A 20,241-nucleotide genomic window follows, 5' to 3' on the forward strand; every position below is an offset into this window, starting at 1 on the left:
TTCGGGACGTTACAGTCGCCGCTTCAGTTGCTCGGCGGTCTTCTTCCCGACGCCGGGGACGTCGGTCAAGTCGTCGACTGTGGCCTCACGGACGCCTTCGACGCTTCCGAACCGCGTCAACAACGCTCGCCGCGTCTTCGGCCCCACGCCGGGGACGTCGTCGAGGACGGTCTTCACCTCGTCGCGGAGCGTCTGGTGGTACTGGACCGCAAACCGGTGTGCTTCGTCGCGGACGCGCTGGAGGACGTGGAGGTGTGGGGCGTCGTCCGGCCAGTCGAAGGTTCGGTCCGGCGTGATGACCAACTCGCGGTCTTTGGCGATTCCGACCGCCGGGACGTCCCATCCCGTCTCTTCGAGTGCGTCGAGTGCGGCGTTCAACTGCCCCTTCCCGCCGTCGACGAGGAGGAGGTCCGGGTCGGGTCGGTCGTCACGTCCTTCGAGGGCGCGGGTCGCCCGCCAATGAATCAGGTCGTGCATGTTGGCGTAGTCGTCGTTTCGCTCGGTGAGTCGCCGTCGGCGGTAATCCGACGTCTCGGCGCTCCCGTCTACGAAACAGACGTCGCTGCCGACGACGGACTTTCCCTGTGCGTGACTCACGTCGAATCCCTCGATACGGGAGACGCGCCGGACGTCGAGGTTCAACTCTCGGGCCAGCGTGGCGAGGCCGTCGTCACGGCCGGCGCGACGCCGGGCGTTCTTCAACGCGAGTTCGACGAGTTTCGCTTCCCGGCCTGCACCGGGGACGCGGACGCTCACGCCCTCGGATTCGAGCCACGAGACCACGTCTTCGTCGTCTGGATGTTCAGACAAGACGACGGCGTCGGGGAGCGTTCGCTCCGCGTAGAACTGTGCGAGGAACGCCGAGAGGACGGCCGCAGTCCGGTCTTCGCCCTCCGGTGCGTCGAGGTGGTGTCGGGTTCGGTCGACTAACTGGCCGCGTTCGGCGTGGAGTCTGGCGACAGTCGCCGAGTCGCCGCGGAGTGCGACGCCGAGCACGTCGATTGCCCGCTCGTCGGACTGCGACGAGACGGCCGCCTCGCCCGCGCCGTGGAACGATTCGACTGCTTCGAGTCTATCACGGAGGTTGGCCGCGCGCTCGAACTCCTCGTTCTGGGCGGCCGCTTCCATCTCTCGACGGAGTGGGTCCGAGAGGACGCCCGTCTCGCCTTCGAAGAACCGAACCGCGGACTCGACGTCGTCTCGGTAGGCGTCTTCGGCTATCTCACCGGTACACGGGGCCGTACAGAGACCCATCTCGTAGTCGAGACACGGCCGCGAGCGGTTCGCGTACTTGTGGTCCGAACAGCCTCGGAGTCCGTACGTCTCTCGAATCGCCTTGACGACAGTCTCGACGCGGCCCTTGTCTGTGTACGGACCGAATACAGTCGCTGAGTCTTCGGGGTCGCGAGTCACCTCGATGCGGGGGACGGGGTGGTCGGTCAGTTGGACGAGCGGGTAGGATTTGTCGTCTTTGAGGCGAACGTTGTAGCGCGGCTGGTTGCGCTTGATGAGGTTCGCTTCGAGGAGGAGCGCTTGCGTCTCGGTGTCCGTGACGGCGAAGTCGATACCCGAAGAACGCGAGACCATCCGAGAGATGCGCTGGGACCGCGGGTCTGCGTACGACCTGACGCGGGCACGGATATCGACCGCTTTCCCGACGTAGAGCACCGTCTCGCCGTCGAGAAACTGGTACACTCCGGGGTCCGACGGAAGTTCGCTGGCTCGCTCTCTGACCGCGCCTGCGTCCATCTGGCGGTGATTACCTCGCGAACGGCTTGAGGCTGACGCGTCGGTGCGCTGGAACGCTCCGCTGGTCTACTCGTCCTTCCGCTGGTCTACTCGTCCCTGTCTACTCTCACGATTGATTCTATTCTGTAAAATCAGAATACACCTTTCGTCTGCTTATTATCTCGACTGATAATCAGTGGGTAAAGTACTCGTGTAGGGGTTGGAAACGAGTGGTCAAATGGGACTCGGAATCATCACTCGTCTCCGCTCGTGGGTCGGTAGTCAGACGCCGTTGACCGATGGCGGTACTGCCGTCGTCGCGAGCGCACCCGACCTGAACGTCGACGACGATGTCCTCCTCGATGGCGTCGGCTTACCTGCGTTCGTCCTCGACGACGAGGGCCGAATCGCGGCGTGGAACTCGGGTGTCGAGTCACTCACTGGAACGACTGCTCACGCCGCACTCGGTCACCGAAACCTCGGTGAGCTGTTCTACGGGACGTCGGGGAAAGACGTCCTCGCGAAGACAGTCCTCGACAACCCGACGAGTGCAGACGACTTCGACGGCGTCGAACTGGACGACGCTGGTCGTTCGCTCTACGCCACAGAAGAGACGTTCGAGGACGCCCACAGCGACGTTTGTCACGCCCGACAAACGGCGATGCCGCTCTACGAAGACGACGAACTCGTCGGGGTACTCCAGACCGTTCGCAACCGAACCGAGGAAGTCGAGCGACGCCGAGAGATAGAGACGCTCGTCCACGAAGTCGAAGGGACGCTCACCGAACTGAGTCGAGGGAACCTCGAGGCTCGTGCGACTATCGACGAATCCGGTGTCGTCGACGAGCAACTCCTCCTCGTCGTCGATTCCGTCAACGAGACGGCCCGCAACCTCTCGCAGTTAGCAGAGAACGTCGAAGACGAGACGGCGACGGCGACGGACGCGGTTACTCGTGCGGCCACGGCGGCCGACGCAATCGTCGATAACGTCGAACAACAACGCGACTTGCTCGACGAGGGGGCGACGCAGATGCAGCAGTTCAGCGCGACGATGGAAGAAGTGGCCGCGACGGCAGACGAAGTCGACTCCGCGGCAGAAGAAGCGCGCACGGCGGCCGAAGAAGGCCGCGAAGCCAACACCGAGGCACGTGACGCGACCGAGAGCGTCGTCACGATGAGTGACGAACTCGTCGACCGGGTGACCGAACTCGGGGCGCGGATGGACGACATCGAGGCCGTCGTGGAGGTCATCTCCGAGGTTGCAGAACAGACGAACCTGCTGGCGCTCAACGCGAACATCGAGGCCGCACGCGCCGGTCAAGACGGCGACGGGTTCGCCGTCGTCGCGGAGGAGGTCAAGTCGCTCGCGGACGAGACGAGACAGCACACCGAAGATATCACCGAACAGATAGAGAGCATCCAGTCCCGCACCGACGACGCGGTGACGGCGGCGACGGAGTCGAACGACCGCATCGACCACGCCGACGAGAGCATCACCGAGATGTTAGAGGCGTTCGAAGAGATCGCCTCGTCGATAGACGTGGCCGCCGACGGCGTCGCCGAGGTGTCGCGGGCGACCGACGAACAGGCCGAATCGGTCGAAGAGTTGACTGCGACTATCGAAGACGTGCGTGACCGAACTGTCGAGACGGAAGGTGCGGTCGATAGCATCGTCTCGGCGACCGACGAGAGCGCCCAAGCACTCTCGGTGCTCGCCATGGAAGTCGACGAACTGACCGGCGGTAACGCCTGAACGACGACGCTGACGCACGACAACCGAAGTTAGGCGAGACCGGCGAGGAAGTTCCCGACGAGGTAGGCGACGGCCGCGGCGGCCATGCCGACGACGAACATCTCGCCGCCGTTTGCGACCCACGACCGATTGGTGACGAGACTCCGACTCGCCCCGACGAGGAAGAACGCCACGCCCGTGACGACGATAGAGACGGGAAACAGCGGTTCGATGCGGAAGACGTAGGGAAACAGCGGTGCCCACCCAGCGACGATGAACGCGACGAACGTCGCAGCGGCGGTCTGAATCGGCGTCTTGCCGTCGCTTCTGACGTGGCCGTCGCCGACTGCGTCGTGGTAGTCTTCTTCGGACCGCTCCGAGAGGTAGTTGCTCATCCCCATCGAAAAGCCGTCGGCGAAGAGGTTCGCGAATCCGAGGATGATGACGATGCCCGGACTGAGCGCCGCACCCGCGACGCCCGCGACCACGGCAAACGTCGTAACGATACCGTCGTTCGCGCCGTAGATTACCTCTGGAAGGTATCGACCCGACGACTCTACGTCGTCACCGAGCAACGTCTCCAGCATAGCGGTGGTGTACGTCCTCTGACGAGATAAACCGCGTGACGAGATGTCGTTCGACCTGTCCGGAGGAAACGGTACGCTATCGCCGGATGCGCCACGTGTAAGGTTGCCCCGGTTGAATCACGCGATATGGCCGACGACACCGCCCAACTCTGGTTGGTCGAGCGCTCGTACGACGACAGGGACCTCATCGTCCTCATCTACGCGACGACCGACGGTGAGTACGAACTGCGGAAGGAACTCGCTGCGGCCGTGATGCACCAGCGGCGCATGTCCACGACGGCCGCTATCGAAGCACCGGTCGAAAATCTCGAAGCCGTGGCCGACGACAAGTTGCGAGAACGCTACGCCGCCGAAGCGACGAAGATGTCCGAGACACACGACCCCGACGACGAAGTCTGACTTGCGAACCACACGATTCAGGGTCACGGTCTAATCGGGGAGACACACGATTCAGGGTCACGGTCTAATCGGGGAGACACACGATTCAGGGTCACGGTCTGAACGCCGAGTCGAACGATTCGACACGCGTCTTGGGTGCTCTCGGCACCGCTGTGTCGGCTTCCGCCGTTATCGTCGGTGATTCCTGCACCTAAAACCCTTTAACCCAGTACGACGCAGGCCCGCCCATGGCCGCCATCGAATTGAACGGGGTGACGAAACGGTTCGAAGACGACGGAGGCGTACTCGATACGCTCGTCCCGTCGTCTAATACCGACGCCGTCACCGCCGTCGACGACCTTTCGTTTTCCGTAGAAGCGGGAGAGGTCTTCGGGTTTCTTGGTCCCAACGGCGCTGGAAAGTCGACGACGATAAACATGCTCTTGGACTTCGTGCGCCCGACGAGTGGGTCGATTCGGGTGCTCGGCCACGACGCCCAGGCCGAGAGCGTCGCCGTCCGCCGACGAACCGGTGTCCTCCCAGAAGGCTACGACGTGTACGACCGACTCACCGGTCGGGAACACGTCGAGTTCGCTATCGAGTCGAAAGAAGCAGGCGACGACCCTGACGAACTCCTCTCTCGCGTCGGTCTCGACGCCGATGCCGCCGACCGTCGTGCTGGTGGATACTCCAAAGGGATGAAACAGCGCCTCGCACTCGCGATGGCGCTCGCCGGGAGTCCCGACCTGCTCATCCTCGACGAACCGTCGTCGGGCCTCGACCCCGCCGGTGCGCGCGAGATGCGTGACATCGTCCGTGAAGAGGCCGACCGCGGTGCGACCGTGTTCTTCTCGTCACACGTGCTCGGACAGGTCGAAGCAGTGTGTGACCGCGTGGGCATCCTGCGCGAGGGTGAACTCATCGCCGAAGACAGCATCGAGGGTCTCCGCGACAGAGCCGAAGCCGAAGCCATCCTCCGTCTCGACGTCGACGGCGACGCCGACCTCGACGCAGTTCGTGCCGTCGAGGGTGTCTCCTCTGTCGAATCTCGCGACGGGAAACTCGTCGTCGGGTGTACTGACGACGCGAAGGCACGCGTCGTCGTCACCATCGAATCCGACGGGGCGACGGTTGCCGACTTCGAGACCGAATCGGCGTCGCTGGAGGACATCTTCCTCGCGCACACCGAAGCGGAGAAACAGGAGGTCCCGGCGTGACGCTCGAATCTGTCGCACGTAAGGACTTCCGCGACGCCATCCGGTCACGGTGGCTCTTGGGCCTCACGCTGTTTTTCACCCTCCTCATCGGTGGGTCGGCAGCGCTGTTCTTCGGCTATCTGCTGCGGGGCGACGGGGCGAACTCGGAATCGCTGTTCGGATTCACTTCGACGTTACAACAGCTATTCAGCGTGTTTGGCTTCTCTTACACCGGAATGATTGGGTTCATTCTCGCGCTCATCGCACTCGTGACGGCCCATGGTGCACTCATCGACGAACGTGAGTCGGGAACCCTCAAGCTCCTGCTGTCGCAACCGAACTCCCGCCGAGACGTCGTCTTCGGCAAGCTTCTCGGGCGGTCACTCGTCGTGTCGCTCTCGATGCTCGCCGGGTTCGTCGCCGCGTTCGTCGTGATGGCCGTGACTGGCACGCAGATTTTGTTCACGCCGTATCTCGGACAGGTTGCACTCTCTGGCCTCCTGGCGACGTCGTTCGTCTCCATCGGCATCTGGCTCTCTGCGTCTTCCGACTCCCAGCGACAGGCGTTTTTCGGCACGATTGGTATCTACTTCATCTTCTCCGTCCTCTGGGCGGCCGTTTCGACCGGCGTCCCACGACTGCTCAACTGGGCACTCCAGGAACTCCCTGGCTTGGACACGCTCACGACCGTCCAAATCTTCCAGATGAGACTGTTCATCAAGTACCTGAACCCGCTTCGGGCCTACGAAACACTCTCCGTCCAACTCTACGACTCTGCAATCGCTGCCCGTCTGTTCAAAACCGGCCTCAGTGAACGGTTGGCTCTCGAGCCGGTCTTCGCCGAGTCGCTCCCGTTCTACTTCAGCGGTGAGTTCATCTTCCTCATCCTTCTGGGGTGGATAGTCATCCCGCCGATGCTCGGCTACTGGACGTTCAAAAGAGTCGACCTCTGAGGCGAACTCCCTTCTTTCCACGTTTCAGCCACCGTGTTCCAGCCACCGTCATTCTGGCGGATACACCACGCCGTGTTCGGCGAGTACCGCTGCGAACTCGTCTTCGCCGAGCGTCGGCACTCCCTTCTCGTCGGCGTCGTCGCGTTTGGACTGTCCCGGACTCTCACCGATGACGAGATAGTCGGTGTTCCCGGAGACCGACCCAGTGACGGTGCCGCCGTGGGAGTCGACGAGTTCTTCGATGGCGCTTCGACTCACCGCAAGTGTGCCAGTCACGACGAACGTCATCCCCACGAGTTCGTCGCTGCCGGTCTCGACAGGTTCGGGAGAGACCCCGTGGTCGAGCAGCGACCGAATCACGGCACGGTTGTCTTCGTTCTCGAAGAAGTCGCGGACACGGTGGGCAACCGTCTCGCCCACGTCCGGGACCGTCGTCAGGCGGTCTTCGAACGCGTCGAATCGCGCTTCTGGAACGTCTTCGTCGATGGGGAACTCCTCTATCGACCCGAACTCGCGGGCGAGTTCGCGCGCCGTCGCCTCACCGACTTCGGGGATGCTGAGGCCGACGAGGAACGACGCGAGCGACGGGGACGTCGTCGCGTCGATAGCTGAGACGAGGTTCTGTGCGCTCGTCTCGCCCCATCCCTCGAGTTCGACGAGGTCTGAAACGGTGAGGTCGTAGAGGTCGGCGACGGTGTCGACCAGTCCCGAATCGACGAGTTGGGCCACGCGTTCGCCGCCGAGTCCGTCGATGTCCATCGCGCCTTTGACCGCGAAGTGGCCGATGGAGGCTTCGCGCTGTGCCGGACACGCGAGGCCACCGGAACAAAAGGCGAGCGGCCCGTCGCGGTCAACCGGACTCCCGCAGACGGGACATTCGTCGGGGAACTCGTAGGTGCCGCCAGCGTCTTCGCCGGATTCCGTCCGGCGGGCCGACGAGCGTTGCTCGTCGACCTCGACGACTTCGACCACCTGCGGGATGACGTCGCCGGCGCGTTTGATTCGGACGCGGTCGCCGATTGCGACGCCGAGTGAGGCGATTTCGTCGGGGTTGTGGAGCGTCGCCCGCGAGACGGTCACGCCGCCGACGTCGACCGGGTCGAGGAGGGCCACGGGGGTGAGTCGCCCCGTCCGGCCCACCTGTACGACGATGTCGCGAACCGTCGTCACCTCGTGGCGGGCCGGGAACTTGTAGGCGAACGCCCACCGGACGGACCGACTCTTCTCGCCCAGTCGTTCGCGGGCCTCGCGCGAGTCGACCTTGATGACGGTGCCGTCTATCTCGTAGTCGAGGTCGTCGCGGACGTCCAACATTCGGTCGCGGTAGTCGATTGCACCTTCCACGTCGTCGGCGAATTCGACGTGGTCGGTTGCGACGCGGAGGCCCCAGTCGTAGAACAGGTCGAGTGCTGCACGCTGTGTCTCGGGCGTGACGCTCGCGTCGAGGATGTCGTAGAAGAAGACGGCGAGCGGTCGTTCGGCGACGACCGAGGGGTCGAGATTGCGGAGCGTGCCGGCGGCGGCGTTTCGCGGGTTGGCGAAGGGGTCTTCACCCGCTTCGACTCGCTGCCGGTTCAGGTCCGAGAAGGCCGGTTTCGGCATGTAAATCTCTCCTCGAACGGCCAATCGCTCGGGTGGGTCGCCACGGAGTGAGAGCGGAACCGTCGGAATCGTCCGCACCTGTGCGCTCACGTCGTCACCGCGTTGGCCGTCGCCGCGGGTCGCCGCGCGGACGAACTGCCCGTCTTCGTAGACGACTTCTATCGAGAGCCCGTCGAACTTTGGTTCGCAGACGTAGTCGACGTCGCCGACCTCGCGGCGGACGCGGTCGTCGAACTCGCGGAGGTCGGTGGCCTCGGTACTCTGGTCGATAGAGAGCATGGGTGCGGTGTGTTCGACCGTCTCCAGTTTCTCGAGCGGTTCGCCGCCCACGCGGTTCGTCGGACTGTTGGTCGTATCGAGGTCGAACGCGCCTTCGAGCGCGACGAGGCGGGAAAACAGGGTGTCGTACGCGGCATCGGAGACGAGTGGCTCGGCCTCGACGTAGTACCGATGGTCGTGTTCGCGGATAGCCTCGCGGAGGAGTTCGGCCTGGCGTTCGGCCTCGTCACGCGAGAGTGTCTCGGCGGGTTCGAACTCGGTCGGCGGGTTTCGAAGATACGGGTTCGAATCGGCGTCGGCGTCGGCGTCGCTCATTGGTCGATGTGTCGGACGGGTGGTGGGTAAACGCTCCGGGGCGAGGTGGGGTACGTTCTGTGGCGCGACGAGTCAGGCGAAGAGATACGCGACGCCCAGTGCAGTCATGAAGATGCCGCCGAACCGCGTGAGTGTCACGTTCCACTCGGCGGGTTCCACCTCGTCCCACGCCGTCTTGCTCCCGATAGAGTCCAGTCGCTCCGTGAACTGGGCGGTCTTGTAGGGCTTGACGGCGCCGGGGAGGCCGATGGCGAGAAACATGACACCAACCCCGAAGAGGTGTTCGGTCATACACTTCGTATCGTGTCGACTGGAATGAACGTTGGGGCCGGTCGAGAGACCACTCTGGCTGTCGATTTCGTGACACTCGTCCGTGTCTCCACTCGATTGCTGGCAACGCTTGCCGTAACTAGTGGTTATTCTTTGGTCCAGAAATATGCATCTCATACATGACTCGAGGTTTCCGCACTCGTGGCCTCCACGCCGGACAGGACCCGGACCCGGCCACAGGGGCCCGTGCCCCGCCACTCTATCAGACCACGTCGTACGTCTTCGACGACGCGGACACCGCCGCAGACCTCTACGCGCTCGAATCGGACGGCGACGTGTACTCACGAATCTCGAACCCGACGACTCGTATCCTCGAACGTCGCCTCGCCGCCCTCGAATCGGGGGTCGATTCGGTCGTCACTTCCTCGGGGATGGCCGCTATCGACGCCATCACGACCATCCTCGCCAGCGCCGGCGACAACGTCGTCCTCTCGGAAGACATGTACGGCGGTACATCTTCGTACTTCTCCAAAACCGCTAGCCGACGGGGTATCGAACCCCGAACCGTCGAGACGCTAACCGAGGACGCCTACGCCGACGCCATCGACGAAGACACCGCGTTCGTCCACGTCGAGACGGTGGCGAACCCCTCGTTGAAGACGCCGGATTTCGAAGCCATTGCCGACGTGGCCCACGACCATCGCGTCCCACTCGTCGTGGACAACACGTTCGCGACGCCGGCGCTCTGCCGACCCATCGAACACGGTGCCGACATCGTCTGGGAGTCGACGACGAAGTGGATTCACGGGTCGGGAACCACCGTCGGCGGCGTCGTCGTCGACGGCGGGACGTTCCCGTGGGACGCCGCAGACTACGACGAACTCTCCGGCGAGAACCCTGCCTTCGGTGTGGACTTCGTCGAGCGATTCGGTGAGCGAGCGTTCGCACAGGTGGTTCGTCATCGCGCGGTCAGAAGCACCGGCGGGTGTCAGTCGCCGTTCGACGCGTGGCAGACGATTCAGGGCCTCGAGACGCTGGCGCTTCGGATGCGCGCCCACTGCGAGAACGCCCGCCGCGTGGCCGAGTTCCTCCGCGACCACGACGCCGTCTCGTGGGTGTCGTACCCCGGATTCGACGACCACGAGACACACGAGTTGGCGTCGAAGTATCTGGAGGGTGGCTACGCCGGGATGGTCACGTTCGGCCTGAAAGGCGAAGACGACGAGGCGTCCTACGAGGCGGCCAAGACCGTCTGCGAGTCGGTCGAACTCGTGAGTTTCCTCGCCAACATCGGTGACGCGAAATCACTCCTCATCCACCCTGCGTCGACGACGCACGCGCAACTCTCCTACGAAGAGCAGCGTGCGGCGGGCGTCCAACCCGACATGCTTCGGATGTCCGTCGGTATCGAGGACGCCGACGACATCGTCGCCGACCTCGACCAGGCAATCGAACGGGCGCTGGCGGTGCGCGCGCCAGTCGCCCCCGACGGCGGAGAACTCTCGGGGGTGGGCCGATGAGTCGCGGACGCGTCGCACCTGGTCGGCAGGTCGAATCGGACGTCGTCGACGTCGGCGAGTTTCAGTTCGAGTCGGGCGAAATCATCCCGAACTTGCAGGTGGCCTACGAGGCCTACGGCGAGTTTACGGGAACGAACGCCGTCGTCGTCTGTCACGGCCTCACCGGAAGCCAACACGTCGCTGGTCACGGAACCGACTCGGGCGTCTCGGGACAGGCGCGTGCGTGGTGGTCCGACATCGTCGGGCCGGGCAAGGCAATCGACACCAACGAGTACTACGTCATCTGCGTGAACGTCCCAGGGTCGTGTTACGGCACGAGTGGCCCCGCAAGTGACGGTCCTGACGGTGAACCGTGGGGAACCGACTTCCCACCCGTCACCGTCTCCGACTGGACGCGCGCACAGCGCCTCCTCCTCGACCATCTCGGCGTCGGCCGACTGCACGCCGTCGTCGGCGGGTCTGTCGGCGGGATGAACGCGCTCGACTGGGCCGTCCAGTACCCCGACGACGTAGAGCGCCTGGTCGTCGTCGCGGCCGCGGCGCGTCTCGACCCACAGTGTCTCGGCCTCGACGCCGTCGCTCGCCGCTCGATTACGACCGACCCGAACTGGAACGGCGGCGACTACTACGGCGAGGACCGCCCCGACCCCGTCGAGGGACTGGGTCTAGCCCGGCAAATCGGCCACCTGATGTATCTCTCGAAGGATTCGATGGACCGCAAGTTCGGCCGCCGGTCGGCCGGCCGAGGTGGCCGTGGAGACATGTATCCCGCAGACCCGGCGGCGGCGTTCTTCCCCTACCGCGAAGTCGAGTCGTATCTCGACTATCAGGCCGAGAAGTTCGCCGAACGCTTCGACGCGAACTCGTATCTCTACCTCACGCGCGCCATGGACGACTTCGACCTCTCGGAGGGCTACGAGTCCGACGCGGCGGCGCTGGCCGCCTTCGAAGGTGAGGCGTTGCTCGTCTCGTTCACCGGTGACTGGCACTTCACGACCGACCAGTCGGAGTCGCTGGCCGAGGCGTTCCGCGCGGGCGACGTGCCGGTCGCACACCACGTCGTCGAATCCGACCACGGCCACGACGCCTTCCTCGTCGAACCCGAGAAGGTCGGCCCACCGCTCGGTGACTTCGTCACCGACGGCGTCGATGGTCGGGCCGTGACCGACACGGCCACCGACGGCGGCGAACCGGACACAGAGAAGGACTTCGCACCGGTTCACTCGTCGCTGTTCAGTCGGTAAGATTCCACCCCGGATTCGACGGCTGTGGCACGGAGAGCGACGCGTTCAGTCGTGTCGCAGACACCGGCGGGAATTGCGCTCGTCACGCTGTTTTACCCCTCTCGCTCCGACGTTCGAACCATGAGTGACGACACGCCCGGATTCAACACCCGGAGCCTTCACGCTGGACAAGACCCCGAACCCGAAACGGGCGCTCGCGCGCCGCCGCTGTATCAGACCACGTCGTACGTCTTCGACGACGCGGCGGACGCCGCCGCCCAGTTCGCCCTGAAGAAACCCGGCCACATCTACTCCCGCCTGATGAACCCGACGGTCGGGATGCTCCAAGAGCGGTTGGCCTCTCTCGAAAACGGTGTCGGCGCCGTCGCCACGTCCTCTGGCATGGCCGCGTTCGACCTGCTGAACTTCCTGCTCGCGTCTGCCGGTGACAACATCGTCTCCGCGTCGTCGCTCTACGGCGGTACCTACACCTACCTCACCCACTCGGTCGAGCGCCGAGGCGTCACCACCCGCTTCGTCGATACACTCGACGTGGACGCCTACGAGGAGGCTATCGACGAAGACACCGCGTTCGTCCACCTCGAAACCATCGGCAACCCGGCGCTCGTGACGCCCGATATCGAAGCAATCGCAGAGATTGCCCACGACCACGGGACGCCGCTCGTCGTGGACAACACGTTCGCGACGCCGTACCTGTGCAACCCACTCGACCACGGTGCCGACATCGTCTGGGAGTCCACGACGAAGTGGCTCCACGGTGCTGGGACGACCATCGGCGGCGTTCTCGTCGACGGTGGCGACTTCCCGTGGGGAGAGTACGCCGACGACTACCCGGAGATTGCCAAGCCGAACCCGGCGTACCACGGCGTCAACTTCGACGAGACGTTCGGTCCCGCCGGATTCACCTACGCCGCCATCGCTCGCGGCCTTCGTGACCTCGGGAACTCGCAGTCGCCGTTCGACGCGTGGCAGACGCTCGAAAAACTCGAATCGTTCCCACTTCGGATGCGCGCGCACTGTGAGAACGCACAGGCCGTCGCGGAGTTCTTAGACGACCACGAGAAGGTGTCGTGGGTGAACTACCCCGGTCTCGAATCCCACGAGACCCACGAAGAAGCCTCGAAATATCTGTCGGGCGGGTACGGTGGCATGATTACGTTCGGCCTCGCGGACGGCTACGAGGCGGCGAAGGGCACCGTCAACAACGTCGAACTCGCCTCGCTCCTCGCCAACGTCGGCGACGCGAAGACGCTCGTCATCCACCCGGCGTCGACGACCCACCAGCAACTCACCGAAGAAGAACAGACTGCGGCGGGCGTCACGCCCGATATGGTCCGCCTGTCGGTCGGTATCGAGGACACCGAGGACATCATCGCAGACCTCGACCAGGCGATTCGGTCGGCGTCGAACTGAACTTCCGTGGACCGTCGGGCCGGTGAGCAGTCCACGGTCTGACCGCGCCCCGACCGTCGCTCCTTTTGCGGATGAGTGGGAATGAGAGTGCGTGGTACAAACACTCCTCTTCGTTGGACTCCTGGTGGCAGTGTTCGTCGGGTTCAACATCGGTGGGTCGTCGACCGGGGTCGCGTTCGGGCCGGCCGTCGGGAGCGACGTGCTCGGAAAACTCGCCGCCGCGGCGTTGATGACGGGGTTCGCGCTCCTCGGCGGGTGGACGATTGGGCGCGAAGTCGTCGCGAAGATGGGCGGAGAAATCGTCCCACAGAGCGAGTTCACCCTCGCGGCCAGCGTCGCGGTCCTGTTTTTCGTCGGCCTCGCGCTGTTGGTCTCCAACACGTTCGGTGTCCCTGCGTCGACGTCGATGACGGCAGTCGGCGCGATTGCCGGCCTCGGTCTCGCCCGTGGCTCTCTCAACTCCGACGTGATGCTCGAAATCATCTCGTGGTGGATCGTCGCGCCGGTCATCGCGTTCTGGATCTGTGCGGTCATCGGTCGCTACATCTACCCGTATCTCGACGCGTGGCTGAAACTCGACCAGAGCCCCGGTCCGCTTCTCAGCGTCGAACGGACCGGGTTGATTCCCACTGTGGGCCTCGGGCCGAACACGACCTACCGCGAGTTCGGCAGTACGATTCTGGTCGTCGTCGTCGCCTGTTACATGGCGTTTTCGGCCGGCGCGTCGAACGTCGCTAACGCCGTCGCCCCGCTCGTCGGCAACGGCGCACTGGAGATGAACACGGGAATCCTCGTCGCCTCCGGGGCGATTGGGCTCGGTGCGTTCACCATCGCCCGTCGGACGCTCGACACCGTCGGGAACGACCTCACGGAACTCCCGATTCTCGCGGCGCTCATCGTCGAGACGGTGAGTGCGTCGCTCATCTCGTTCCTCTCGGCCATCGGTATCCCCGCGAGTCTGGCCGTGAGCGCGACGATGTGTATCGTCGGCCTCGGATGGGGTCGTGCGACCCGCACCGTCACACTCGGCGACGCACTCAGCGGCGGCGAAGCACCGAAAGTGTCGGTCAACGCTCTCGCTGCAGAACGCGAGGACGAAGTGCCGAAGATGGGTGAAGAAGAACCGAACAAACTCGCCGCCCACGACCTCTTCGACCCCGGAACGACCGGCCGCGTCATCTTCTTCTGGATACTGACGCCGTCGCTGTCGGCTATCGCCTCGTACGCGCTGTTTTCTTCCAGCGTCTTCTGAGACGGCCACCGAACCACATCGGCCCCTCATTTGACGGTGTTCGCTGCCGCCAACCCCACTATGCTGGCCGGTTTTTCACCGCACGGAACAGCAAAGTCTAATGGTGTGGCCTCCGAACCGCTTGTTGATGCCCACGGTAACCTACCTCAACTACGAAGCTCTCGACGACCAAGGATGGGACCTCGACGACGACGACCTCTTCGAGAAGGCTGCTGACGCCGGTCTCGACGCCGAAGACTACGGCGAGATGGAAGTCAACCAGGGCGAGTACATCCTCGAAGCCGCGGAAGCACAGGGCTACGACTGGCCCTTCAGCTGCCGCGCAGGTGCCTGTGCGAACTGTGCTGCCATCGTCAAGGAAGGCGACATCGAGATGGACATGCAGCAGATCCTCTCCGACGAGGAAGTCAACGACAAGAACGTCCGTCTGACCTGCATCGGTTCGCCAACGGCTGACGAGGTCAAGATCGTCTACAACGCGAAGCACCTCGACTACCTGCAGAACCGCGTCATCTAACCCTGAAAGTGGGACCATAGTGTCCCCACAACCCGAATTTTTCGCGCGGAACTGAGTCGAAAAACGAAGCTAGATAGCTTCTGCTCTACGAATTTGAGGCTTTAGCCATTCTAACTAGGTGGCTTCAGATTACTTCCTCAGTCAGACACACAGTACTGAGTACACGATATGTCTTCACACCGTATAATATATTTAAACTGTTAGCCAAACTTCGCTCAAATGGTTTCAGCTGAGGACATCAAACTAATCCTCAAACGTCGAAGAGAGGCGTTCTATCTGTTGCCGCTAACGTTCGGCTATTTCTATCACGAATTCAATTCGTGTACGATTTGGTATTTGTCTAACCTGAGCTTTTGGCCGTGGACCACCTGCCGTGCTTGGTTTTATTTAATGGTGATTACTGGTTTCACGGCTTCTGTCATGTATATCGACTCAGAGATTCGAGAAGACCTTGGCGACGATTTTAAAGAAGTTGAGCTGTGGGTCTGTGTTGAAATCGTTCCTATTCTGATTTCTGGACTATCCCTATTCTATATTTTATTAGTTTACTCGTTCAAAATCGACTGGACTACTGATTTTTGGTTAGCCGCTCTTGGCTTTGCAAATGTGATGTACGGACTGAGATGGATAACTGACAAAATTTATGCATACAAATATGACAAGCACTACAGCGACCTGTGATTGACTATCCGCTGGGTATGTAAGCTCACAACTGGGATTCGACAATTGTTTGTCCTCCATGAAATACGCTCTTACGGTCTCGACTCCCGCTAATCAATAGTTCATACTCCTTCGTCGTCTCTCTGGACGATTTCTGTTATTCTCCCCTCGTCTAATGCGGCGTGAGTAAGACGTTCAAGTGCTTTAGTTGCATTAACCAACTTCTCCTCAATGTTCTGGTCTTTCCAGTTCAATTGTACAAAAGGGACGTGAGCCACGGAGTTCCGAAGTCCTCGAAATTCACCCAGTCTACCTCTAGTGGTGTCTGAGAGAATCCCGCACTCCGCGAGTAGTTGCTCACGGTGTGACTGGCTCATACTCGAATATACATAATCGAAAGCGGCGTCAGTGAACTGCTCATCAATCACGTGACGTATGATGATGTGAGTGGTCACATCTTCTATGGCGGCGTGAGTGGTGATAATAAAGAGATTGAGGTCGTCTTTTATCGCACCCATAGTGCCGAACTCGTGCCAATCATCGATGATAGTGTCACACTTATGACTAAGATAGTTCGCTTGACGCATTAACGTCTTATTCTGCTCTGTCTCCTCACTATCTGAATCAAACATAGTGGATGTCCTCTGGACTGTGACATAATACCGCCTGTCCGTTCGGGAGAAATCCTTTGCAAGACAATTGACAAACCTGAACCATGTCTAGTCACAATACTATATCACCCTCAGAATTCATCCGCGCATCGCAATTACCATCCGCTGATTCTGATGCCCATCGTACTCTTCTATTGGCATTCCGCACGGCGGCGAGTCGAGCCCAAAATTACGAGATTCTTATCGCCGCCGAGACTCTCGCTGACTGCATCATCAAAGACACCTGTGAAGCTCAGTTCAGACTGGGGGATACTGACTACTGCCTAATCAGAGCGCCAGATTTTGCGTACTCAATTGCTGGTGAGGACGTTGGTTACCCTTCACCAGAGGAGGAGCCATTGACTGACTGTACCTCAGACGATGATGATTCGCTGTTTGAGTTCCCGACACGTCCAGATGGACACAATCGGATGTCCTGATGTGAGAGTCTTCGGCATTCGCTCGGCTCCTCACCAATCTTGAACGCTCACACGGTTACCTTCTCACCCCTTGGCTTCCATAGAGGGGTCGGCAGTTTGTGATGGAATATTCCAGAGTATCTCTCGACCATCTGAGCGCAGATGTGTTCTCAGCATGGGTTAACATGATGTGGCGAACTCCTTTGCACTCTGTTAGCTATGATAAATTATGAATCGAATCGAACTGGAGAACAGTCTTGACCGCGATTCACGCAGATTCTTGGCGGCGATTGATTACTATGGTGGCGAGGCGAACACCTCGGAAATCCGTACTCGTACTGGACTAACTGCCTCAAAGGTGCATACTCGGTATAATAAACTCGAAGAGCTTGGGCTAATCGACGTGACGTACGCCGACAGCGGTTACGGAGACCGCCGTCCTCCAAAGATAGCTCACCTCACAGGCAAGGCTCGAATGGCCATCGAGTGGGGAATTCTCCACGACATCGATACTTCTAGAACACCAGAGGAGATACGAGACCTCGAAACCGAAGTCCGTGTTGCACATGAGCAGAACGCTGAACTCTGCCAACGGCTGAACGCGCTCGAAGAACTCATTCGACAGACTAGAGACCGTGTGGTGGCTCTTGAAAACGACGTAGATGACGTGTACGATTGGAGTGAGACTGTAGAAGATTCCATTCGGACTCTTTGGGCCGAGAGATAGCCACAGGATATAGAGCCGCCGAGTGAATGAGTCAACCTTGGATGATGTTGGCTCGTCCGATAGCTTCATGCAGTGTGGCTAATCAGCTCATGTCAATTAATGTCGAGAGACAATACTGACCTTGTATATGGCGATTTATTCGGTCCCGGTCAGATTCATGTGGACGGCGACAAGTCCGAGCTTCCGGTCGTTCTGGAACTAGTAAACGAATATCAAGGAGAGCTATCCGAGTTCGATGAAGCTGTTGCCGAACGATTCCTTGCAGATAGTAAGAATCCCGAAGACCGGAAAGGGAATCTAAGGTATGGTCTGGGAACTAAGTCTGGCTACGGTATTGTAAACGAGAGTTTCGAATTCACAGAAATTGGTGAGGAATTGTACGCGCTTCGTGACGACGAAGACGCCCTCTATCGACGGTTTGCTCAATATATCCTTCTTGAGTGTGACGGCCTGAAGCTCATCGAAATAGTGGACGATATGCACGCGTCAGGTGAGAAACCGACCCTGCCCAAAATCAGTGATGCCTTTGAGGAACACTACGGGATGTACACTCACGAGACGACCTCTGACGTAAGCCAAATGCGTGCTTGGCTGAACAAGGTTGGAATCATCGGAACAGGTCATGACTATGGAATTGGTTGGGATGTTATTGAGGACCTCATCGGATTGGATTCCGATGGACTGCTTGAATTATCCGAGCTAACTCCTGAACATCGCGCGTTTCTAAAGGCACTTGCTCGAATCGACCCGAAGAAGCCGATGCCAAATAGCATCGTAGCTGATATTGCTGAGAATGCGTATGGGGTCTCGATTCCAAAGAAGAGCATCGTCAAGGATGTGCTAAAACCACTGCAAGATTCAGGATACATCGAGTACGTCAACCCATCGAACGTCTCTGGGAAGCCGAACTTAGTGAAGACCACCGACCAGTTCGAGAATGATGTTCTGGTCCCGTTATTGGATGATGTCAGTGAACGTGTTGGAATCCCACGTCATATCATTCGGAAAACGTTCGAAGAGGTATACGAGGAGATGGATGCTGACTCGAAACATGAAAAAGGTCTGGCTCTTGAGGTTCTCGGTGTCAAACTAGGCAGATTACTTGGTTTGGAATTCGAGGGCTGGCACGTCCGTGGGCGCTCAACGGGCGGGGCTGAAGTTGACGTAATAATGGATTCTACTGACGTTTCATTCTCACGATGGCAAATCCAGTGTAAGAACACGGAGAGCAACCTCCGCACCAGTCATGTTAAAGAAGAGGTGGGGGTCGCACGTATGCTCCAGTCAAATGTCATCCTGATGGTTGCTCGTTCTGGTGTTGCCTCAGATGCCCGCCAATATGCCAGCCGAGTGATGTACAGAGACAATCTCACGATAATGTTCATCAGCGGTGATGACCTGTTGAAATTAGACGAGGACCCATCTCACCTGCTTACTGTACTACGGAGAGAAACTCGGCGTATTGAGCGACTCAAACAACTCACAGAGCGGGATATGGTTGAGGTTGAAGACGATGAGGAGCGAATAAATAAAGAAGAAGAAACACTGGAGGAATATCAGGACGTCATAGAAGAGTATCAGAACCCTGACGAAGAAGAGCAGGGCCAGCTATCTGACTTTGACGAGAGTTAGTCGTCCTTCTGTTCGACGCTTGCAAAGTCACCGAAGTCCGATTGCTCGTCGTCCACCATCTGTTTGATAGCTTCCATCTCCATGAATCGGAACTGTGAGGTCTGCACGTACTTTTCTTGTCGCTCGAATGCCATCCAGTTTCGACCGAGGTCAGCCGCCACTCGTCCCGTGAGGTTACTCCCTGCAAAGATGTCCAGCACAAGCGGACGGTCATCGTCGTTTTCGTATGGTGGATTCTCCGTGAGGAATTTAACGAAGAATTCGGGCAGTGCGCGGGGGAAACGGGCGGGGTGAGAGTCTACATCAAGCTCGCGGCACGCACGTAGATAGTGGGTGTTGCTTGCGGTGTTAGCGGCTTCGATGAGGTTGTCTGGGATACTTCCGCCACCATTCTTTGGCTTATCAAATTTATCGCTGATGTCGTGGCCTGACGGACGCTTCTTGTCTTTGTAACCGTCTTCCATCAACTTCTTTTGTGAGTCGCTGTACTCCTGCAGGACTCGGGTGTTGTCGGCTTCAGGCCGCTCGCCGTCCTCTCCTTTGGAAAACCACCAGACGTGGTTTACAGCGTCAGTAACTCGAATGCGCTCAATTGTCACCCACTGCGCTGGTGTAGGAAGCTTAGCAGGGTTGTGCCAGTAGAAGTCCTGAGCGAGTTCAAATGGTCCATCCGAGCCAGCGAGAGCAGTTAGCAGTTCGAAGTGGTAGAGGTCACGGTACGGCTCGCCTTTCGTCCACGAACCCCCGATGTCCACAACGAAGGAGCCGTCGGGTTTGAGAACTCGCTTGACCTTATGTGCGAACTCAAGGAACCACTCGTTGTAGTCCTCCGCATCCTTGTTCCCGTATTCCTTCTTGCGTTTCAAGGCGAACGGTGGAGAGGTCATCACGAGGTCAACGGACTCGTCAGGGAGTTCATCAAGGAGGTCGCGACTGTCTCCGAGGTAGCAAGCCCCCCCTTCGGCGGTATAGTATGCCTCGGACTCCATCAAATCCGTCACGCCGTGTACATCATCCATTAAACTAGTCCTCGTAGGTTCGGTAGTAGATTTAGCCATCTTCGACTTAAGGTTTCCACATCAATTCTATCGCCTCTCTGTGCGTCGATTCCCCCACAAACTGTCCGATTCGTATGTCTCTGGAGATGAGCTGTTTCTAGATAAATGT

Annotated in this window: 18 protein-coding genes; 12 read left to right on the forward strand and 6 right to left on the reverse strand. The window is 60.1% G+C overall.

The features are described 5' to 3' along the window. Nucleotides 1–9: 9 nt before the first annotated feature. Complete coding sequence (locus GJR99_RS09330) at nt 10–1,749, reverse strand: excinuclease ABC subunit C (protein ID WP_151111472.1); 1,740 nt, start codon at nt 1,747–1,749, stop codon at nt 10–12. Nucleotides 1,750–1,966: 217 nt separating this feature from the next. Between GJR99_RS09330 and GJR99_RS09335 the strand changes: the two genes are divergently transcribed. Continuing rightward, on the forward strand, nt 1,967–3,481 hold the full coding sequence (locus tag GJR99_RS09335; RefSeq protein WP_151111474.1) for a methyl-accepting chemotaxis protein: 1,515 nt from the start codon (nt 1,967–1,969) through the stop codon (nt 3,479–3,481). A 29-nt stretch (nt 3,482–3,510) separates the two neighbouring features. On the opposite strand, the gene GJR99_RS09340 is transcribed toward GJR99_RS09335, so the two are convergent. Then, on the reverse strand, nt 3,511–4,047 hold the full coding sequence (locus GJR99_RS09340; RefSeq protein ID WP_151111476.1) for a VIT1/CCC1 transporter family protein: 537 nt from the start codon (nt 4,045–4,047) through the stop codon (nt 3,511–3,513). A 126-nt stretch (nt 4,048–4,173) separates the two neighbouring features. Between GJR99_RS09340 and GJR99_RS09345 the strand changes: the two genes are divergently transcribed. The 3 genes from GJR99_RS09345 to GJR99_RS09355 all read left to right on the forward strand — a co-directional run bounded on the left by GJR99_RS09345 (nt 4,174) and on the right by GJR99_RS09355 (nt 6,574). Further along, complete coding sequence (locus GJR99_RS09345) at nt 4,174–4,446, forward strand: hypothetical protein (protein ID WP_151111478.1); 273 nt, start codon at nt 4,174–4,176, stop codon at nt 4,444–4,446. A gap of 227 nt (nt 4,447–4,673) precedes the next feature. After that, nucleotides 4,674–5,642: an ABC transporter ATP-binding protein gene (locus GJR99_RS09350; RefSeq protein WP_151111480.1), complete on the forward strand. Its 969-nt coding sequence runs from the start codon at nt 4,674–4,676 to the stop codon at nt 5,640–5,642. After that, the gene (locus GJR99_RS09355; RefSeq protein WP_151111482.1) at nt 5,639–6,574 is read left to right on the forward strand and encodes an ABC transporter permease; all 936 of its coding nucleotides are present in this window, start codon (nt 5,639–5,641) and stop codon (nt 6,572–6,574) included. The genes GJR99_RS09350 and GJR99_RS09355 overlap by 4 nt, the downstream gene beginning before the upstream one ends. A gap of 48 nt (nt 6,575–6,622) precedes the next feature. On the opposite strand, the gene ligA is transcribed toward GJR99_RS09355, so the two are convergent. Further along, a complete protein-coding gene (gene ligA, locus GJR99_RS09360; RefSeq protein ID WP_151111484.1) occupies nt 6,623–8,770 on the reverse strand; it encodes an NAD-dependent DNA ligase LigA in 2,148 nt (715 codons plus the stop codon). A 72-nt stretch (nt 8,771–8,842) separates the two neighbouring features. Beyond that, nucleotides 8,843–9,061 carry a hypothetical protein gene (locus GJR99_RS09365; RefSeq protein WP_151111486.1) on the reverse strand — a complete coding sequence of 73 codons (219 nt, stop codon included), beginning with the start codon at nt 9,059–9,061 and terminating at the stop codon, nt 8,843–8,845. A gap of 158 nt (nt 9,062–9,219) precedes the next feature. Here GJR99_RS09365 and GJR99_RS09370 point away from each other — a divergent pair, with 158 nt between their 5' ends. The 6 genes from GJR99_RS09370 (at nt 9,220) to GJR99_RS09395 (ending at nt 15,667) form a co-directional block, all read left to right on the forward strand. Next, nucleotides 9,220–10,560, forward strand: coding sequence for an O-acetylhomoserine aminocarboxypropyltransferase/cysteine synthase family protein (locus GJR99_RS09370; RefSeq protein ID WP_151111488.1), 1,341 nt, complete (start codon nt 9,220–9,222; stop codon nt 10,558–10,560). Beyond that, nucleotides 10,557–11,804: a homoserine O-acetyltransferase MetX gene (gene metX / locus GJR99_RS09375; protein ID WP_151111490.1), complete on the forward strand. Its 1,248-nt coding sequence runs from the start codon at nt 10,557–10,559 to the stop codon at nt 11,802–11,804. The genes GJR99_RS09370 and metX overlap by 4 nt, the downstream gene beginning before the upstream one ends. 120 nt (nt 11,805–11,924) lie before the next feature. Next, nucleotides 11,925–13,217 (forward strand): O-acetylhomoserine aminocarboxypropyltransferase/cysteine synthase family protein, encoded by a 1,293-nt coding sequence (locus GJR99_RS09380; RefSeq protein WP_151111492.1) that lies wholly within the window; start codon nt 11,925–11,927, stop codon nt 13,215–13,217. Between the two features lie 130 nt (nt 13,218–13,347). Further along, a complete protein-coding gene (locus tag GJR99_RS09385) occupies nt 13,348–14,469 on the forward strand; it encodes an inorganic phosphate transporter (RefSeq protein WP_191967150.1) in 1,122 nt (373 codons plus the stop codon). 127 nt (nt 14,470–14,596) lie between these two features. After that, nucleotides 14,597–14,986, forward strand: a complete 390-nt coding sequence (gene fer, locus GJR99_RS09390) for a ferredoxin Fer (RefSeq protein ID WP_151111496.1) — start codon at nt 14,597–14,599, stop codon at nt 14,984–14,986. A gap of 219 nt (nt 14,987–15,205) precedes the next feature. Then, on the forward strand, nt 15,206–15,667 hold the full coding sequence (locus GJR99_RS09395; RefSeq protein WP_151111498.1) for a hypothetical protein: 462 nt from the start codon (nt 15,206–15,208) through the stop codon (nt 15,665–15,667). Between the two features lie 101 nt (nt 15,668–15,768). Here the strand turns inward: GJR99_RS09395 and GJR99_RS09400 are convergent, their stop codons facing one another. Further along, nucleotides 15,769–16,278, reverse strand: a complete 510-nt coding sequence (locus GJR99_RS09400; RefSeq protein ID WP_151111500.1) for a hypothetical protein — start codon at nt 16,276–16,278, stop codon at nt 15,769–15,771. 666 nt (nt 16,279–16,944) lie between these two features. Between GJR99_RS09400 and GJR99_RS09405 the strand changes: the two genes are divergently transcribed. Both GJR99_RS09405 and GJR99_RS17845 read left to right on the forward strand, forming a co-directional pair. Next, complete coding sequence (locus tag GJR99_RS09405) at nt 16,945–17,442, forward strand: MarR family transcriptional regulator (protein ID WP_151111502.1); 498 nt, start codon at nt 16,945–16,947, stop codon at nt 17,440–17,442. Nucleotides 17,443–17,601: 159 nt separating this feature from the next. Continuing rightward, nucleotides 17,602–19,074: a restriction endonuclease gene (locus GJR99_RS17845; RefSeq protein ID WP_191967097.1), complete on the forward strand. Its 1,473-nt coding sequence runs from the start codon at nt 17,602–17,604 to the stop codon at nt 19,072–19,074. On the opposite strand, the gene GJR99_RS09415 is transcribed toward GJR99_RS17845, so the two are convergent. Beyond that, nucleotides 19,071–20,093: a DNA-methyltransferase gene (locus tag GJR99_RS09415; RefSeq protein WP_151111506.1), complete on the reverse strand. Its 1,023-nt coding sequence runs from the start codon at nt 20,091–20,093 to the stop codon at nt 19,071–19,073. The two genes, GJR99_RS17845 and GJR99_RS09415, sit on opposite strands and share 4 nt — an antisense overlap. Nucleotides 20,094–20,241: the final 148 nt, after the last annotated feature.

Origin of the sequence: Haloferax marinum (genome assembly GCF_009674625.1) — an archaeon.
Taxonomy (GTDB): Archaea; Halobacteriota; Halobacteria; order Halobacteriales; family Haloferacaceae; genus Haloferax; species Haloferax marinum.

Coding starts and splice junctions, on each gene's coding strand:
- GJR99_RS09415 (WP_151111506.1), bottom strand. CDS start 20,093: ATGGATGATGTACACGGCGTGACGGATTTGATGGAGTCCGAGGCATAC.
- GJR99_RS09380 (WP_151111492.1), top strand. CDS start 11,925: ATGAGTGACGACACGCCCGGATTCAACACCCGGAGCCTTCACGCTGGA.
- GJR99_RS09335 (WP_151111474.1), top strand. CDS start 1,967: ATGGGACTCGGAATCATCACTCGTCTCCGCTCGTGGGTCGGTAGTCAG.
- fer (WP_151111496.1), top strand. CDS start 14,597: ATGCCCACGGTAACCTACCTCAACTACGAAGCTCTCGACGACCAAGGA.
- GJR99_RS09400 (WP_151111500.1), bottom strand. CDS start 16,278: ATGTTTGATTCAGATAGTGAGGAGACAGAGCAGAATAAGACGTTAATG.
- GJR99_RS09395 (WP_151111498.1), top strand. CDS start 15,206: ATGGTTTCAGCTGAGGACATCAAACTAATCCTCAAACGTCGAAGAGAG.
- GJR99_RS09370 (WP_151111488.1), top strand. CDS start 9,220: ATGACTCGAGGTTTCCGCACTCGTGGCCTCCACGCCGGACAGGACCCG.
- GJR99_RS09340 (WP_151111476.1), bottom strand. CDS start 4,047: ATGCTGGAGACGTTGCTCGGTGACGACGTAGAGTCGTCGGGTCGATAC.
- GJR99_RS09350 (WP_151111480.1), top strand. CDS start 4,674: ATGGCCGCCATCGAATTGAACGGGGTGACGAAACGGTTCGAAGACGAC.
- GJR99_RS09405 (WP_151111502.1), top strand. CDS start 16,945: ATGAATCGAATCGAACTGGAGAACAGTCTTGACCGCGATTCACGCAGA.
- GJR99_RS09330 (WP_151111472.1), bottom strand. CDS start 1,749: ATGGACGCAGGCGCGGTCAGAGAGCGAGCCAGCGAACTTCCGTCGGAC.
- GJR99_RS09365 (WP_151111486.1), bottom strand. CDS start 9,061: ATGACCGAACACCTCTTCGGGGTTGGTGTCATGTTTCTCGCCATCGGC.
- metX (WP_151111490.1), top strand. CDS start 10,557: ATGAGTCGCGGACGCGTCGCACCTGGTCGGCAGGTCGAATCGGACGTC.
- GJR99_RS09345 (WP_151111478.1), top strand. CDS start 4,174: ATGGCCGACGACACCGCCCAACTCTGGTTGGTCGAGCGCTCGTACGAC.
- ligA (WP_151111484.1), bottom strand. CDS start 8,770: ATGAGCGACGCCGACGCCGACGCCGATTCGAACCCGTATCTTCGAAAC.